This is a genomic window from Pseudomonas sp. LBUM1656, assembly GCF_059716065.1.
The window spans coordinates 3,622,016-3,637,092 of the sequence record NZ_CP166800.1 but is presented as its reverse complement, the minus strand read 5'-3'; the positions used below and the strand labels follow the sequence as shown (position 1 = coordinate 3,637,092).

The window sequence follows — 15,077 nt, the reverse complement described above, 5'->3', positions numbered from 1 at the left end:
CCTTACATGTCATTAAAGTTAGGCGTCATCGGCACCGGTGCCATCGGCCAGGACCACATTCGTCGCTGCAGCCAGACCTTGCTCAACAGCCAGGTGGTCGCCGTCACCGACATCAATTTGCAGCAAGCGGCCAAGGTGGTTGCCGACCTGAAACTGACCGCCGAGGTCTACCCCGACGGCCTCGCGCTGATCAACGCGCCGGAAGTCGAAGCGATCCTCGTCACTTCCTGGGGGCCGAGCCACGAAGCGTTTGTGCTGGCAGCGATTGCGGCGGGTAAGCCGGTGTTCTGCGAGAAACCGCTGGCAGTCACCGCTGAAGGCTGCCGCAACATCGTCGAGGCCGAAGTGGCCCATGGCAAGCGCCTGGTTCAGGTCGGTTTCATGCGCCCATACGACGAAGGTTATCGCGCCCTCAAAGCGGTGATCGACAGCGGTCAGATCGGCGAACCGCTGATGCTCCACTGCGCGCATCGCAACCCGACCGTGGGCGAGAACTACAAGACCGACATGGCCATCACCGACACGCTGATCCATGAACTCGATGTGCTGCGCTGGTTGCTCGACGACGATTACGTGTCGGTGCAAGTGGTGTTCCCGCGCAAGAGCAGCAAGGCCCTCGCACATTTGAAAGACCCGCAGATTGTGTTGCTGGAAACCGCCAAAGGCACGCGCATCGACGTGGAAGTGTTCGTCAATTGCCAGTACGGCTACGACATCCAGTGCGAAGTGGTGGGGGAGACGGGCATCGCCAAACTGCCGGAGCCTTCGCAGGTGCAACTGCGCAGCGGGGCGAAGCTGTCGAATGCGATTTTGATGGACTGGAAGGATCGATTCATCGCCGCTTACGACGTTGAGTTACAGGCGTTTATTGATGGTGTGCGCGCTGGCCAGGTGGGCGGCCCATCGGCGTGGGACGGCTTCGCCGCCGCCGTCGCTGCAGATGCGTGCATCGAAGCCCAAAACAGCGGCCAAATCATAAAAGTCACCCTGCCAGACCGCCCCCACTTCTACGGCTAACCCCAAAACCTGTGGGAGTGTCACGGCTGAGGCAATGGTGAAGGAGAATAAGAACATGCGCATCGCACTAGACCCTTACATGTACCGCACCCTGTCCTTGGGCAAGATGGTCGATAAGGTCGCCGAACTCGGCTACGAACACATCGAGCTCTCGCCCCGGGAAGATTTCCTGCCGTTCTACAAGGCCCCGCGTGTCGACAAGGCGCGGATCAAGGAATTTCGCAAAGCCCTGGGCGACACCGGGGTCAAACTGTCTTCCTTATTACCGATGTACCATTGGGCCGCCGCTGACGAAGGCTTGCGCGTGGCTGCGGTGCGCAACTGGAAACGCGCAATCCAGATTGCCGTGGAAATGGACTGCGAGCTGGTCAACACCGAGTTCACCGGCCAGTCGGACAATCCGCTGGTCTGCGAGAACCAGTTCATGCGCTCCATGGATGAACTGATGCCGGAGTTCGAACGCGAAGGCATCAAGCTCGACATCCAGGCCCATCCTTACGACTTCTGCGAGCGCAACAACGAGTCGGTGGACATCATTCGCGGGCTGGATCGCGACTGGATCAACTACCTCTATGCCGCGCCGCACACCTTCTTCTATGACGATGGCAAAGGCGATATTGCCTCGATGCTCAAGTACGCAGGCTCCAAGCTGAGCCACTTGATCATCGCCGACACCTACAACCACAAGGCTTCTTCGGGCTTGCGCTACATCGTCAACCCGCCGGGTGTTACGGCCACCGTGCACCAGCATCTGGACATCGGGCAGGGCGAAGTCGACTGGGAGGCGTTTTTCGGCACCTTGCGCGATCTCAAGTTCGACGGCATCGCCACGGTCTCGGTGTTCGCCTGGGAAGACCGGCCGGATGAATCCAACCGGATGATGCTCGAACGAGTGACCCGCGAACTTTGCGGTTGACCGACCCATACAAAACCTGTGGGAGCGGGCTTGCCCGCGATGATGGCGGCACTTTCAACATCTCTGTGACCGTCATACCGCTATCGCGGGCAAGCCCGCTCCCACAGGGGCCGCGTTCTATAAGGAGAATATTTTCATGCGCATCGGACTTGTCGGTTACGGCCATGGCGGCCGGTTTTTCCATGCTCCGCTAATCAGCAGCCTGCCAGCGGCGAAGTTCGTGGGCGTGGTCACCCGTTCCCCGGAGCGCCGACAACTGCTGGCGACCGAGCACCCCGGCGTGCCGGCCTTCGACAGCATCGGCCAACTGGTGGAAGCGGGCGTCGATGTGCTGGTGATCTCCACACCGCTCAAGGGCCGCCCGGCGCTGGTGCTCGACGGTATTGAACACGGCGTGGCGGTGGTCAGCGACAAGCCGTTCGCCGCCGATGCGCAGCAAGCCCAAACCCTGATCACCATGGCCGAGCGCCAGGGCGTACAGCTCAGCGTCTACCAGAACCGCCGCTGGGACTCGGACTTCCTCACCGTGCGCAAACTCATCGAGTCTGGCGCGCTGGGCCGCGTCACCCGTTTCGAATCGCGGATCGAACGTTACTCGCCGCAATCGGTGAACAACGGCAGTGGCGGTGGCTTCCTGCGTGATCTGGGTAGTCATCTGGTGGATCAGGCGTTGCTGCTGTTCGGCCCGGTAACTCGGGTGTACGCCGAACTGGATTACCTGGAAAAAGGCCAAACCTTCGACAACGGCTTCTTTGTATCCCTGACCCACGCCAACGGGGTGATCTCGCACCTGGGCGGCAGTTGCCTGCAAAACACCCCGGGCCCGCGTTTTCGCGTGACCGGCACCCAAGGTTGTTACAGCGTCGATGGTTTGGACGGGCAGGAAGCCTCGGCGCTCGCCGGGCTCTCGCCGAAATCCGAGGGTGAGCGCTGGGGCGTGGAAGAGCATCGCCGCTGGGGCTGGTTCGAACAGGGCGAAGTGCGCGAACGCGTTCCCTCGGAGCGTGGCTGCTGGAATCAGTTCTATTTGCAGCTACAAACCGCGTTACAGAGCGGTGGCCCACTGCCTGTGGACGCCCGTGATGCACTGGCGACCACCCGCGTTCTAGACGCCGTGCGGCTGAGTTTCGAGCGGCGTCAGGTGGTGGAACTGAGTCCGTTTGCGAGCCATGGAACAAAATCAGAATAAAATTCTAAAATGAGTTGATATAGAAATAATATTCCAATAAAGTCATTTCCAGCGAACTGCCTCTCGCTCGATTTCAACGCTTTTCCCGCTTGCCTGCTTACTGAAAATCGTCACGCCTCATCCATAAAACCAACAAGAATGTGGAGAAAGACTTTTCATGAAGACCAAGATCCGTTTTGCCTCACTGGCCTTGTCCCTGATGTTCGCCAGTGGCGCCGCCCTCGCCGACATGAAGATCGGCGTCAGCATGTCCCAGTTCGATGACACCTGGCTGACCTACCTGCGCGAATCCATGGACAAGAAAGCCAAGTCCTATCCCGACGGCGTCCAGTTGCAGTTCGAAGATGCCCGCAGCGACGTGGTCAAGCAGTTGAGCCAGGTCGAAAGCTTCATCAGCCAGAAAGTCGATGCCATCGTGGTCAACCCGGTGGATACCGCCGCCACCAAAAAAATCACCGAAGCCGCCGTCAAGGCCGGCATCCCGCTGGTCTACGTCAACCGTCGCCCCGATGACCTTAAGCTGCCAAAAGGCGTGGTCACGGTGGCCTCAAACGACCTCGAAGCCGGTGAAATGCAGATGCAATACCTGGCCGACAAGATGGGCGGCAAGGGCGACATCGTGATTCTGTTGGGCGACCTCGCGAACAACTCCACCACCAACCGCACCAAAGGCGTCAAAGAGGTGCTGGCCAAATACCCGAACATCAAGATCGAGCAAGAGCAGACCGGCACCTGGCTGCGGGATAAAGGCATGACCCTGGTCAACGACTGGCTGACCCAGGGCCGCAAGTTCGATGCGGTCGTGGCCAACAACGACGAAATGGCCATTGGTGCCGCAATGGCCCTGCAACAGGCCGGCGTCGACAAGGGCAGTGTGCTGATCGCTGGCGTCGACGGTACGCCGGACGGCTTGAACGCGATCAAGAAAGGCAGCCTCGCAGTGTCGGTGTTCCAGGACGCGAAAGGTCAGGCCGACGGCTCCATCGACACCGCCGTGAAAATGGCCAAAAACGAGCCGGTTGAACAGGCCGTGTGGGTGCCATACCGTTTGATCACTCCGCAGAATGTCGACACGTTCAAATAGCCGGTCCGTCCCATAACAACAATAAGCACGCAAGGTTGCCACCGCGACCTTGCTGATGGAGTACCTGATCATGTTCGCTTCAGCGACTGCTTCAAGCACCCCGTTGGTGGGTATCCAGCCAACCGCAACACCTGTCGATGAGCCGTACCTGCTGGAGATCATCAACGTCAGCAAGGGTTTTCCCGGTGTGGTGGCGTTGTCCGACGTGCAGCTGCGGGTCCGTCCCGGCTCCGTGCTGGCGCTGATGGGTGAGAACGGCGCGGGTAAATCGACCCTGATGAAAATCATCGCCGGCATCTACCAGCCGGACGCCGGCGAACTGCGCCTTCGCGGCAAACCGGTGGTGTTCGACACGCCATTGGCCGCGCTGCAGGCCGGGATCGCGATGATCCACCAGGAACTCAACCTGATGCCGCACATGAGCATCGCCGAGAACATCTGGATCGGCCGCGAGCAGCTCAACAGCCTGCACATGATCGACCACCGCGAGATGCACCGCTGCACCGCGAAATTGCTCGAACGCCTGCGGATCAACCTCGACCCGGAAGAGCAGGTCGGCAACCTGAGCATCGCCGAACGGCAGATGGTCGAGATCGCCAAGGCAGTGTCCTACGACTCGGACATCCTGATCATGGACGAACCGACCTCCGCCATTACCGACAAGGAAGTCGCGCACCTGTTCTCGATCATTGCCGACCTCAAGAGTCAGGGCAAAGGCATCATCTACATCACCCACAAAATGAACGAAGTGTTCGCCATCGCCGATGAAGTGGCGGTGTTCCGCGACGGCGCCTACATCGGCCTGCAACGGGCCGACAGCATGGACGGCGACAGCCTGATTTCGATGATGGTCGGCCGCGAGCTGAGCCAGTTGTTCCCGGTGCGTGAGAAGCCCATCGGCGATCTGCTGCTGTCGGTGCGCGACCTCAAGCTGGACGGTATTTTCAAAGGCGTGTCTTTCGACCTGCATGCGGGCGAAATCCTCGGCATCGCCGGGTTGATGGGCTCGGGCCGCACCAACGTTGCCGAAGCGATTTTCGGCATCACTCCGAGCGACGGTGGCGAGATTCGCCTCGATGGCGAAGTGGTGCGCATCAGCGATCCACACATGGCGATCGAGAAGGGCTTCGCGTTGTTGACCGAGGACCGCAAGCTCAGCGGCCTATTCCCGTGCCTGTCGGTGCTGGAAAACATGGAGATGGCAGTGCTGCCGCATTACGCCGGCCACGGTTTCATCCAGCAGAAAGCACTGCGGGTGTTGTGCGAAGACATGTGCAAGAAGCTGCGGGTGAAAACCCCGTCGCTTGAACAGTGCATCGACACCTTGTCCGGCGGCAATCAGCAGAAAGCCTTGCTGGCGCGCTGGCTGATGACCAATCCGCGCATCCTGATCCTCGACGAGCCGACCCGCGGCATCGATGTCGGCGCCAAGGCGGAGATCTACCGGCTCATCTCCTACCTCGCCAGCGAAGGCATGGCGGTGATCATGATTTCTTCGGAACTGCCGGAAGTGCTCGGCATGAGCGACCGCGTGATGGTCATGCATGAGGGCGACCTGATGGGCACCCTCGACCGCAGCGAAGCGACCCAGGAACGAGTCATGCAACTGGCCTCGGGCATGTCCGCGGTTCACTAAGGCAAGCTCCCTCGCCACACAGATTTCTATTGAAGGTGGGTTATGAACGCGATACTGGAAAACAAGCCAGCAACGACACCGGTCAAGAGTCGCCGGCGCTTTCCGACCGAGTTGAGTATTTTCCTGGTGCTGATTGGCATCGGCCTGGTCTTTGAAGTCTTCGGCTGGATCGTGCGCGACCAGAGCTTCCTGATGAACTCCCAGCGCCTGGTGTTGATGATCCTGCAAGTGTCGATCATCGGTCTGCTGGCAATCGGCGTGACCCAGGTGATCATCACCACCGGTATCGATCTGTCTTCCGGTTCGGTGCTGGCGCTGTCGGCGATGATCGCGGCCAGCCTGGCGCAGACCTCGGACTTCTCCCGGGCGGTGTTTCCGTCACTGACAGACTTGCCGGTGTGGATTCCAGTGATCGTCGGGCTCGGCGTGGGATTGCTGGCGGGGGCGATCAATGGCAGCATCATTGCTATCACCGGGATTCCACCGTTCATTGCCACCCTCGGCATGATGGTCTCGGCCCGTGGCCTGGCGCGTTACTACACCGAAGGCCAGCCGGTGAGCATGCTCTCGGATTCCTACACGGCCATCGGACATGGCGCCATGCCGGTGATCATTTTCCTGGTCGTCGCGGTGATCTTTCACATCGCCTTGCGCTACACCAAGTACGGCAAGTACACCTACGCCATCGGCGGCAACATGCAGGCGGCGCGGACCTCGGGGATCAACGTCAAGCGTCACCTGGTCATCGTCTACAGCATCGCCGGGTTGCTTGCAGGCCTGGCGGGTGTGGTCGCCTCGGCACGTGCCGCGACCGGGCAGGCGGGGATGGGCATGTCTTATGAGCTGGACGCAATTGCCGCGGCAGTGATCGGCGGCACCAGCCTGGCCGGCGGTGTCGGGCGCATTACCGGTACGGTGATCGGTGCCTTGATTCTCGGGGTGATGGCCAGCGGGTTTACCTTTGTCGGGGTGGATGCGTATATTCAGGACATCATCAAGGGACTGATTATTGTGGTGGCGGTGGTGATCGACCAATATCGCAACAAGCGTAAACTCAAGCGCTGAGTCGTAGAACAGACAGCCAATGCGCCACGCCTGACCCGCGTGGCGCAGCCGTTTGTCTTCTCTATACAGCCGCTCGATTGAATTTCTTGCTATAAACGCACTCCGATAACCACCGCAAAGACTGCCATAGAGCACTTTCCGGGCTTTGTCGGACAAATTCGCTGTCTTTTCAGTTGCTGAGGCCTCAAGTCGGCCTTAGACTGCCGGCCCTCGTAAATTGAGTGCCGGGTGGCGCTTGGAATAAACGGCGCCTTTCCGATGGCCAGACCTGGTCCGCCGGAACGCTCCCTAATTCGCCTTAATGCACGTTTTTTTATAGAGATATCAATGACAAAGGACAAGTTGCTGGCCATGCCGGCGGATGACTACATGAATGCCGAGCAACATGCTTTCTTCTCCGAGCTGTTGCAGAACATGAAAGTCGAAACCCATGAGCGCATCGAGCAGAACCGCATTGCCATCGAGAGCCTGGACACCCCAGCCGATCCGGCCGACGCTGCTTCTGTCGAAGAAGAGCGCACCTGGCTGGTGAACGCGATCGATCGCGACCAGCGCATGCTGCCTCAGTTGGAACAGGCTCTGGAACGCATCAAAGAAGACAGCTTCGGCTGGTGCGACGACAGCGGCGAGGCCATCGGCCTGAAACGCCTGCTGATCAGCCCGACCACCAAGTACTGCATCGAAGCTCAAGAGCGTCACGAACAGATCGACAAGCACCAGCGTCAGGCCTGATTCCGTAACGCCCCGCATCGCGGGCAATCCCGTCCCCAGGGTTCACGATGAACTTGTAGGAACGAGGCTTGCCCGCGATGCTTTTTGCTGTCTGCGAAAATCTCAAGTACTTCTATTGATCTGCTGCAACGCCCACTACTAATGGACCATAGATAATGGCCCAGTAGTGGCGTTTAATGCCTGCACAACAATTAGAAGGTACATGGGGTGACGAAGATGACGAGAGACGGATCTCTGGTTGCGGCAGTGCCTGCACCAGTGTTTTTGCCGAAAAACCTTTGGTTGACGCCAACCCTGCAAAGCATCGCCCTGATGCTCTTGCTGTGCGGCATGTCGCTGGGGGGCTGGTCGCTTTACCTTTGTCTGCCACTGGCAGTGCTGGTGATCTGGCTGCCGCGCCTGCGCACGCGCGCCACTCCCGAAGCAATGGCTGTCGACGGCGCCAGCGCCATCGCCGAGTTGACTCGCGATCTTTCCTACACCACCAGTCATAACGCTTTGTCGGCCGCAGGCGTGGCCTTTTCGGTCAAGCAACTGGCGGACAAACTGCAATCGCAACTCGACGCGGCGGCGCGAATCGTCAGCAACGCCGAAGTGATGATCGCGACCGAACAGGCCACCTCCAAACTCAGCCGCGAAGCGCTCAGTGCCGCCAGCGAAGCTCATCAGAGCAGCGCAGCAGGGCGCACGGAGTTGATTGAATCCATCAGCCGCATGCATCAGCTCAGTCAGCGCGCCAGTAGCAGCCGTGAACTGATCGAGGCCCTGAGTCTGCGCAGCGACGATATCCAGCGGGTCACGTTGGTGATTCAGTCCATCGCCAGCCAGACCAATCTGTTGGCGTTGAACGCCGCGATCGAAGCAGCCCGGGCCGGGGAACACGGTCGCGGCTTCGCGGTGGTGGCGGATGAGGTTCGCGGTCTGGCGGCGCGCACGGCGACGGCGACCGGCGAAGTCGGGGAGATGGTCGCCGATATCCAGCAACGCACGGCGCAAGTGGTGGAGCAGATCCGTCAGCTGTCCAGCGACCTCGACACCGGTGTCGAGCAGGTCGAACACACCGGCCAGCACCTGGAAAACATTGCGCGTCTGGCCGCCGGCGTCGAGACCCAGGTCGGGGAAATCGCCAAGGGCGCGGACACCAACCGCGAACAACTCGACAGCCTGTTCCACGCCATCGAACAGATGCGCAGTGACCTGGCGGTCAGTGACCAGCAGACCCAGCGCCTGGCGCAGGCTGCCGTGCAGATGGAAGGCCAGGCCGAAACCATCAGCGAGCGCCTTGCCGAAGTCGGACTGGATGACTATCACCAACGGATTTATGACCTGGCCCGCGAAGGCGCGAGTCAGATTGCCGCGCGCTTCGAAGCGGACATCGACCAGGGGCGCGTCAGCCTCGATGATCTGTTCGATCGCAGTTACCAGGCGATCCCCAACACCAGCCCGGCCAAGTTTCAGACCCGCTTCGATCGCTACACCGATCAGGTCTTGCCGGCGATTCAGGAACCGTTGCTGCCGCGCCATGAAGGTCTGGTATTCGCCATCGCCTGCACCCAGCAGGGTTACGTGCCCACCCATAACAACATCTTCAGTCAGCCGCTGACCGGCGATGCGCAGGTCGATACGGTACAAAACCGCACCAAGCGCAAATTCGCCGACCGCACCGGCATCCGCTGCGGCAGCCATCAACAGCCGGTGTTGTTGCAGACCTACACCCGCGACACCGGCGAACTGATGCACGACCTGTCGGTGCCGATCATGCTCAAGGGCCGGCATTGGGGTGGATTGCGGTTGGGCTACAAACCCGAAAGCCCTCGTTGAGGCCACGCCCTGTAGGAGCTGTCGAGTGAAACGAGGCTGCGATCTTTTGATCTTTTTAAATGCAAGATCAAAAGATCGCAGCCTCGTTTCACTCGACAGCTCCTACAGGGGAATGTGAAGCAGAAGAATGCTGGCTAGTGAATCTGATGCATACGCAGGTTCAGGTCGTCGACCACCCGCGCCCAATCGGCGTCTTCTCGCAATTGTTCTTTGAGGAAACCGGCTTGTTGCGGCGTCCAGAACTCGGCATCGATCAATTTTTTGTCGTCGGCCAAAGGCGAATGGCTGGCGATGAAATCGTCGATGGCTTTCTGGCTGGAGTCCAGGCCGAGCTGATCGAACAAACCTTTCAAGTCGTGTGTAGGTGAATCCATCTTCATCTCCTTGCGGGTCGCGATCTGAGGTGCGGCTTCATTGCATCTGAGGGGGCCGCGCTTCAGGAGTTCGAAAGCGATGTTGGAAAGCAGGAGAGAGCATAGACGGCAAATCCGACGATCAGGCTTTCAATGCACCGTTATCGACGGCAAGCTTCAGTTCCTTGGCGGCTTCCTGGGCGGCAACGGCGGCGACATCCGAGGTCTTGAACCAGCGATCCTTCTCGACCTGGTGGTAAGTTTCCTTGGTCAACGGTGGTTTAGGACGCATGACAATGACTGCCTGGAATTCGCCTTCGACCTCTCTGGCTTCGCCCCGGATAAAAAATTCACCGATATCAAATTCCGTCACGTAGCTGCCTTCCCTTGGAAATATGTTGTTGTATTAAACGCCGTCCGTCCTGAGGACGGATTTCATTGGTCGGGCAGTATGGCAGCAGTTGCCTGCCGGCGGCTGAGTTAAGTCGCCGGTGTGACGAAACGTCTATAGGCATGAGCGCGGACGAACACGTCAGTCGCGTGACTCAAGTGAGCGGGCGAGGGCGCAGGCTTCGTTGTGGCTGCCACGGAAACCTCTTACACGACCCGTGGAAATTTCCTTGATATGGAAGAAGGCATTACCCGCCAGCACCACCTGAAAGCGCGGCAGCAGAAGGCTTTCAGGCTGCAACTCATGGGACTGGAACATCGCCGGGTGCAAGGGGGCGGAGCTGTTTACGCGCGTTGCGTGGGAGGAAGCGAAGTGAGTCATGGTGCACATGTGAAGTCCTTTTCATTGTTTTGCCGACGTGTGTACGTCGTTTTGGGTAGTCTCAGCGAGCATGGCTGCTCTAGAATCACCAACACCGCTGGCGAATGGTGTTCATCTAAAGCAATTTTTTACTGGCGATATGTCAGAAAAGTGCTTTTTTTAGAGAGAATTTTCCCTAAAGTTGGTAATCCGGTTTCCTCTGGCTGTAAGAAGGGCGTTTTCCTTCAGCATCTGACGACTTTCACAGAGGACGGCGCGAGTGGTATTCCAGTAATCTCATTGACCTCGCGAGGCATGAGCACTCTGCTCGGCTCAGGATTTCATTTCGGGTCTTACGGTAAAACTTCGGCATGGCCGCTTTTTTCTGCTGTGCGCTTTTTCTGCGTGCGGCATCAATTTCAAGTGTGGGGATGTTTCCTTGGCAGTAAGTAATCTCGATATGCATGCTTTGTTCGTGCTGGGTGATTTGCGCGCAAAGCTGGTTAAACAGTTCCAGTCACGTTTCGTTTACATCACCGAACAGAACGCTGAAGGCATTTACATTGCCGAGATCGACACCGAAGAAGCGCTGGTGGTCGATGACAAGCCAGGGCTCAAGCTCAAGGTCGGTGATCATTTCAGCGCTTCGGTATTGCCCAGTCGTGAAGGCGGCAAGCTCGACATCAAGTTCCGTGAAATCAAACTGACGGTGTATGGGCTGGGCGATTACGCCTTTGTCACCACCGCAGACGGTCACGCGATTGTGTTCAAGGAAGGTCATAGCGTGGTGATGGTTTTCGCCGCCCACCAGCAATTGCAGGAAGGCCTGACCAAAACCCTGAAAGCCGTGACCGCCAAAGCCGCCAAGTGGCGCAAGGGCGAACTGGTCACCTTCAAGGCCAGCGAGTAATGACCCTGACCCGCGCCGATTTCCACGAACAGAACCAGGCCAGTGCGCAAGTAGAAGCCCGGCGGCTGTTCGAGCAGAAGGCTGTTCTGCAAGGAGGCTGGCTGATGTGGGTCGCGTCACAGATCTACACGCTACGCCCGGCGGCATACGCCAGCATGGTAAGAAGAGAGCTGGCACGCTTGCAGGAAACTTCCGAAAAGTAATTCATGCCCCCTCGAAAGCAGGAACCTCTACTACAGTCAGTTGACTGAGTATTCAGAGGCTTGCGGTCTTCTGTCAGGCCATCCTGCTATTGCTGTGAACAGCACGAGGTGCAAAAGCATGAAAGGATTTCGACGGTTGCTGGCCGTTGTCCTGGCCACGTTGGGTGTGTTGGGTTCGCCCGTTCCGGTATCCGCTGCCCAGGCGCCGATCCACTTCGCTGACCTGAACTGGGAAAGTGGCAGCCTGATCACCGACATCCTGCGGATCATCGTCGAGAAAGGCTACGGCCTGCCGACCGACACCTTGCCCGGGACCACCATCACCCTGGAAACCGCACTGGCCAACAATGACATACAGGTCATTGGCGAAGAGTGGGCCGGTCGCAGCCCGGTCTGGGTCAAGGCTGAAGCCGAGGGTAAAGTCGTGAGCCTGGGCGATACGGTCAAGGGCGCGACTGAAGGCTGGTGGGTGCCGGAATATGTGGTCAAGGGCGACCCGGCCAAGGGCATCAAGCCGCTGGCGCCCGGTTTGCGCAGTGTCAGTGACCTGCCAAAGTACAAGGATGTGTTCAGCGATCCGGAAAGCCCGGGCAAGGGGCGCTTCCTTAACAGCCCGATTGGCTGGACGTCGGAAGTGGTGAACAAGCAGAAACTCACTGCCTATGGCCTGAACGACAGCTACGTGAATTTCCGCAGCGGTTCCGGCGCGGCGCTGGATGCAGAGATCAGTTCGTCGATCCGTCGCGGCAAGCCGGTGCTGTTTTATTACTGGTCACCGACGCCGTTGCTCGGGCGCTTCAAGTTGATCCAGCTGGAGGAGCCGCCGTTTGATGCCGAAGCCTGGAAAACCCTGACCGACGCTGACAACCCCAATCCGAAACCGACGCGTTCGCTGGCCTCGAAGCTGTCGATCGGTGTGTCCACGCCCTTCCAGAAACAGTATCCGCAGATTGCCGATTTCTTCAGCAAGGTCGATTTTCCGATCGACCCCTTGAACAAGGCGCTGGCTGAAATGAGCGAAAAACACACCCCGCCACGTCAGGCGGCGGAGGCGTTCATGAAGGCACACCCGGATGTTTGGCAGGCGTGGGTGCCTAAGGATGTGGCGGACAAGGTCTCTGCCGAGTTGAAGTGATGCAGTGAGTCTGATGCCGCCTTCGCGAGCAAGCCCGCTCCCACACTGGTTTGTGTGTTCACAAAAAACCTGTGGGAGCGGGTTTGCTCGCGAAGCTTTTGCCTTTGCTTTTAAAAACGAGTCTGCACCGCCAATTCAAACGTCCGCGGTGTCCCGAGGTAATACGCCGGCGACACATGCGCAAACTCGGCATACACCTCATTCGTCAAATTGCGCACCCGGCCCGTGACGGTGGTGTGCCGGTCAACCTTGTAACTGAGGAACGTGCCGAACAGTGTGTACGACGGCACGGTCATGGTGTTGGCGCTGTCGGCGAATACCGAGGCCACATAACGCGCATCGACACCGCCTTGCCACTGCGACGCGAAGTCATAGGTCAGCCACAAGTTGCCGACCCGGTCCGGCACGTTGGTCGGCGTGTTGCCCTTGCGTGAAACCACCACGCCGGCGGCATTCTTCTCGGTGAACTCGTCGTACTGCGCATCAACCCAGGCGAAGTTACCCTCGGCCAACAGCTTGTCGGTGATCCGCAACGAACTGGCCAATTCAATGCCCTTGGACGTCTGCTGACCCACTGGAATGCTGAGGGTCGGGTCCAGCGGATCGGTCACGGCGAAATCCTTTCGCTCTATTGTGTACGCCGCCACCGTCGCCGAACCGCGCCCGTCCAGATAGTCGAATTTGCTGCCGACTTCCCATTGCTTGCCGGTGGACACGTCGAAATCCTGCGTGCCGTTGGGCTGCTCGGCGGCAGTGCTGTATTGCGCGTAGACGTTGGCGGAGGGAATGAACTGGTAGGTCAGGCCGACCCGACCGGTCACCGGCTCCCAACTGCGCTTGAGGTGCCGTGGATTGCTGGCGGTCACGACCCGGTGATTGGTCACGTCCAGGTCGATGTCGTCGTAACGCAGGCCGGTCAGCAACGCCAGTTTGTCGGTCAGCGCCAAGCGGTTTTCGGCGAACAGGGCTTTGGTCGTCACCTCGTTGGTCTTGTCGCTGACAAAACCCGGTTTGGTGCCGGGGAGGTCATAGAAGTGCCCCGGCTGAAAGTTGTTCGGGTCGACGGTACTCGCGCCTTTGACGTTCAACGGCGAGTTGGTGGTCTGGTTGACCTTGTACTCGAAACCGCCAGACCAGGTGGTGTCCAGACCAAACAGCGTGTTGTCGTGGCGCAGCTCGAACTGGTTGCCGTTCTGCTCGCCCTGATGCCGGACCTGATACGCCGTGGAGCGGTTCACCGCGCTGTTGTCGGCGTTGTACTGATAGGTTTCCAGGTTGCGGTAATCGCGCTGGCTGTCGAGGTGGTACAGGGTGTTGCGCAGGGTAGTGCTGTCGTTGATCCGGTAGTCGACGATCGAGCGAACCCAGATCGTGCGCTGCTCGTAGCGGCCGTCCTCGACGTTGTAGTTGTTGAAGCGGTTGTGCTTGTCGATTTTCAGTTCGCCGGCCTTGGGGTTGAGCACGGGTGTGCCCCAGTAAGGACTGTCTTCGTGCTCATCCTGATATTCCAGCGCCAGGGTGTGGGACAGGTTGGGCGTCAGGTCGCTGAGCAGCGAAAACGCGACACTCCAGGCATCACGTTCCTGACGGTCGATGTAGCCGTTGCCGGTGTTGTGGCTGACGTCGAGCCGCGCGTAGTGCTGCACATCGGCTCCGGCCTCGCTGAGCGCGTGGTTGAGGCCGAACGCGGTCTCGGTGGTGTCATAACTCCCGTAGCTGACGCGACCTTCGACCGCTTGCTCTTCGCGGGTCGCTAGTTTGGTCACGTAGTTCAATGAGCCGCCCACGGAGCCCGCGCCATTGATCAGCGACGACGGACCGCCCACCAGTTCCACCCGGTCATAAACCCACGCATCCACCGGCCGGGCGAGGCCGCCGGAGACGTTGATGCCGTTGAACATCTGGGTGATCTGGCCGCTGGTGAACCCGCGGTAGGAGACGAATCCGCCGAACCCCGGCGGTGCGCTGGCATTGACGCCGGGCAAGGTGTTGGCGGCGTCCTGGAAGTTCTGCGCGCCGTGGCGCTCGATGTCGTTGCGGTTGGCGATCGCCACCGACGCCGGGGTTTCCCGTACGCTCAGGCCCAGGCGCGAGGCCATGCCGCTGGATTGATCAAGGCTCAGCCCCGGCTCAGCCGACGCTTCGCCATCAATGGTAATCGGTGCGAGGTCGACGGTGGATTGCGCCCAGGCGTTAACAGACAGGCAGCCGAACAAGCTTGCCAGTAAAGGAATGCGTTTCATCAATGAATCCTGAATGCTTGAC

The 15,077-nt window shown here is 59.2% G+C and carries 15 protein-coding genes; 11 read left to right on the top strand and 4 right to left on the bottom strand.

The genetic code is table 11. The annotated features are described in order from the left end of the window. Positions 1-6: 6 nt before the first annotated feature. From iolG to ACA072_RS16320, 8 genes are all read left to right on the top strand, one after another. Entirely contained in the window at positions 7-1,017 is a 1,011-nt protein-coding gene (gene iolG, locus ACA072_RS16355) for a bifunctional inositol 2-dehydrogenase/D-chiro-inositol 1-dehydrogenase (RefSeq protein WP_497619017.1), read from the top strand. Between the two features lie 55 nt (positions 1,018-1,072). Continuing rightward, positions 1,073-1,933 carry a sugar phosphate isomerase/epimerase family protein gene (locus ACA072_RS16350; protein ID WP_497619015.1) on the top strand — a complete coding sequence of 287 codons (861 nt, stop codon included), beginning with the start codon at positions 1,073-1,075 and terminating at the stop codon, positions 1,931-1,933. Between the two features lie 136 nt (positions 1,934-2,069). Then, positions 2,070-3,122: a Gfo/Idh/MocA family protein gene (locus tag ACA072_RS16345; RefSeq protein WP_497619013.1), complete on the top strand. Its 1,053-nt coding sequence runs from the start codon at positions 2,070-2,072 to the stop codon at positions 3,120-3,122. Positions 3,123-3,279: 157 nt separating this feature from the next. Beyond that, positions 3,280-4,206, top strand: a complete 927-nt coding sequence (locus ACA072_RS16340) for a sugar ABC transporter substrate-binding protein (protein ID WP_010459630.1) — start codon at positions 3,280-3,282, stop codon at positions 4,204-4,206. 70 nt (positions 4,207-4,276) lie between these two features. Continuing rightward, positions 4,277-5,842: a sugar ABC transporter ATP-binding protein gene (locus ACA072_RS16335; RefSeq protein ID WP_497619011.1), complete on the top strand. Its 1,566-nt coding sequence runs from the start codon at positions 4,277-4,279 to the stop codon at positions 5,840-5,842. Positions 5,843-5,884: 42 nt separating this feature from the next. Then, positions 5,885-6,907, top strand: coding sequence for an ABC transporter permease (locus tag ACA072_RS16330; protein ID WP_497619009.1), 1,023 nt, complete (start codon positions 5,885-5,887; stop codon positions 6,905-6,907). A 327-nt stretch (positions 6,908-7,234) separates the two neighbouring features. Beyond that, positions 7,235-7,639 carry a TraR/DksA family transcriptional regulator gene (locus tag ACA072_RS16325; protein WP_007907888.1) on the top strand — a complete coding sequence of 135 codons (405 nt, stop codon included), beginning with the start codon at positions 7,235-7,237 and terminating at the stop codon, positions 7,637-7,639. A 216-nt stretch (positions 7,640-7,855) separates the two neighbouring features. Then, complete coding sequence (locus tag ACA072_RS16320) at positions 7,856-9,460, top strand: methyl-accepting chemotaxis protein (protein WP_497619006.1); 1,605 nt, start codon at positions 7,856-7,858, stop codon at positions 9,458-9,460. Between the two features lie 134 nt (positions 9,461-9,594). On the opposite strand, the gene ACA072_RS16315 is transcribed toward ACA072_RS16320, so the two are convergent. The 3 genes from ACA072_RS16315 to ACA072_RS16305 form a co-directional block, all read right to left on the bottom strand. Further along, the gene (locus ACA072_RS16315; RefSeq protein WP_497619004.1) at positions 9,595-9,834 is read right to left on the bottom strand and encodes a DUF2789 domain-containing protein; all 240 of its coding nucleotides are present in this window, start codon (positions 9,832-9,834) and stop codon (positions 9,595-9,597) included. Positions 9,835-9,955: 121 nt separating this feature from the next. Further along, the gene (locus ACA072_RS16310) at positions 9,956-10,186 is read right to left on the bottom strand and encodes a hypothetical protein (protein WP_462026832.1); all 231 of its coding nucleotides are present in this window, start codon (positions 10,184-10,186) and stop codon (positions 9,956-9,958) included. Positions 10,187-10,345: 159 nt separating this feature from the next. Further along, positions 10,346-10,594 (bottom strand): hypothetical protein, encoded by a 249-nt coding sequence (locus ACA072_RS16305; RefSeq protein WP_497619002.1) that lies wholly within the window; start codon positions 10,592-10,594, stop codon positions 10,346-10,348. Positions 10,595-11,003: 409 nt separating this feature from the next. On the opposite strand from ACA072_RS16305, the gene ACA072_RS16300 reads away from it, so the two are divergent. The 3 genes from ACA072_RS16300 to ACA072_RS16290 all read left to right on the top strand — a co-directional run bounded on the left by ACA072_RS16300 (position 11,004) and on the right by ACA072_RS16290 (position 12,812). Continuing rightward, the gene (locus tag ACA072_RS16300) at positions 11,004-11,474 is read left to right on the top strand and encodes a hypothetical protein (RefSeq protein ID WP_109629923.1); all 471 of its coding nucleotides are present in this window, start codon (positions 11,004-11,006) and stop codon (positions 11,472-11,474) included. Continuing rightward, positions 11,474-11,677 (top strand): hypothetical protein, encoded by a 204-nt coding sequence (locus ACA072_RS16295; RefSeq protein ID WP_497619000.1) that lies wholly within the window; start codon positions 11,474-11,476, stop codon positions 11,675-11,677. Before ACA072_RS16300 ends, ACA072_RS16295 begins: the two co-directional genes overlap by 1 nt. Before the next feature lie 118 nt (positions 11,678-11,795). Next, entirely contained in the window at positions 11,796-12,812 is a 1,017-nt protein-coding gene (locus ACA072_RS16290; RefSeq protein ID WP_497618998.1) for an ABC transporter substrate-binding protein, read from the top strand. Positions 12,813-12,922: 110 nt separating this feature from the next. On the opposite strand, the gene ACA072_RS16285 is transcribed toward ACA072_RS16290, so the two are convergent. Further along, on the bottom strand, positions 12,923-15,055 hold the full coding sequence (locus tag ACA072_RS16285) for a TonB-dependent receptor (RefSeq protein ID WP_497618996.1): 2,133 nt from the start codon (positions 15,053-15,055) through the stop codon (positions 12,923-12,925). Positions 15,056-15,077: the final 22 nt, after the last annotated feature.

What these genes read in the sequence shown, in the direction of transcription:
- iolG (WP_497619017.1), top strand. Translation starts at nt 7, where the DNA reads ATGTCATTAAAGTTAGGCGTCATCGGCACCGGTGCCATCGGCCAGGAC.
- ACA072_RS16350 (WP_497619015.1), top strand. Translation starts at nt 1,073, where the DNA reads ATGCGCATCGCACTAGACCCTTACATGTACCGCACCCTGTCCTTGGGC.
- ACA072_RS16345 (WP_497619013.1), top strand. Translation starts at nt 2,070, where the DNA reads ATGCGCATCGGACTTGTCGGTTACGGCCATGGCGGCCGGTTTTTCCAT.
- ACA072_RS16340 (WP_010459630.1), top strand. Translation starts at nt 3,280, where the DNA reads ATGAAGACCAAGATCCGTTTTGCCTCACTGGCCTTGTCCCTGATGTTC.
- ACA072_RS16335 (WP_497619011.1), top strand. Translation starts at nt 4,277, where the DNA reads ATGTTCGCTTCAGCGACTGCTTCAAGCACCCCGTTGGTGGGTATCCAG.
- ACA072_RS16330 (WP_497619009.1), top strand. Translation starts at nt 5,885, where the DNA reads ATGAACGCGATACTGGAAAACAAGCCAGCAACGACACCGGTCAAGAGT.
- ACA072_RS16325 (WP_007907888.1), top strand. Translation starts at nt 7,235, where the DNA reads ATGACAAAGGACAAGTTGCTGGCCATGCCGGCGGATGACTACATGAAT.
- ACA072_RS16320 (WP_497619006.1), top strand. Translation starts at nt 7,856, where the DNA reads ATGACGAGAGACGGATCTCTGGTTGCGGCAGTGCCTGCACCAGTGTTT.
- ACA072_RS16315 (WP_497619004.1), bottom strand. Translation starts at nt 9,834, where the DNA reads ATGGATTCACCTACACACGACTTGAAAGGTTTGTTCGATCAGCTCGGC.
- ACA072_RS16305 (WP_497619002.1), bottom strand. Translation starts at nt 10,594, where the DNA reads ATGTGCACCATGACTCACTTCGCTTCCTCCCACGCAACGCGCGTAAAC.
- ACA072_RS16295 (WP_497619000.1), top strand. Translation starts at nt 11,474, where the DNA reads ATGACCCTGACCCGCGCCGATTTCCACGAACAGAACCAGGCCAGTGCG.
- ACA072_RS16290 (WP_497618998.1), top strand. Translation starts at nt 11,796, where the DNA reads ATGAAAGGATTTCGACGGTTGCTGGCCGTTGTCCTGGCCACGTTGGGT.
- ACA072_RS16285 (WP_497618996.1), bottom strand. Translation starts at nt 15,055, where the DNA reads ATGAAACGCATTCCTTTACTGGCAAGCTTGTTCGGCTGCCTGTCTGTT.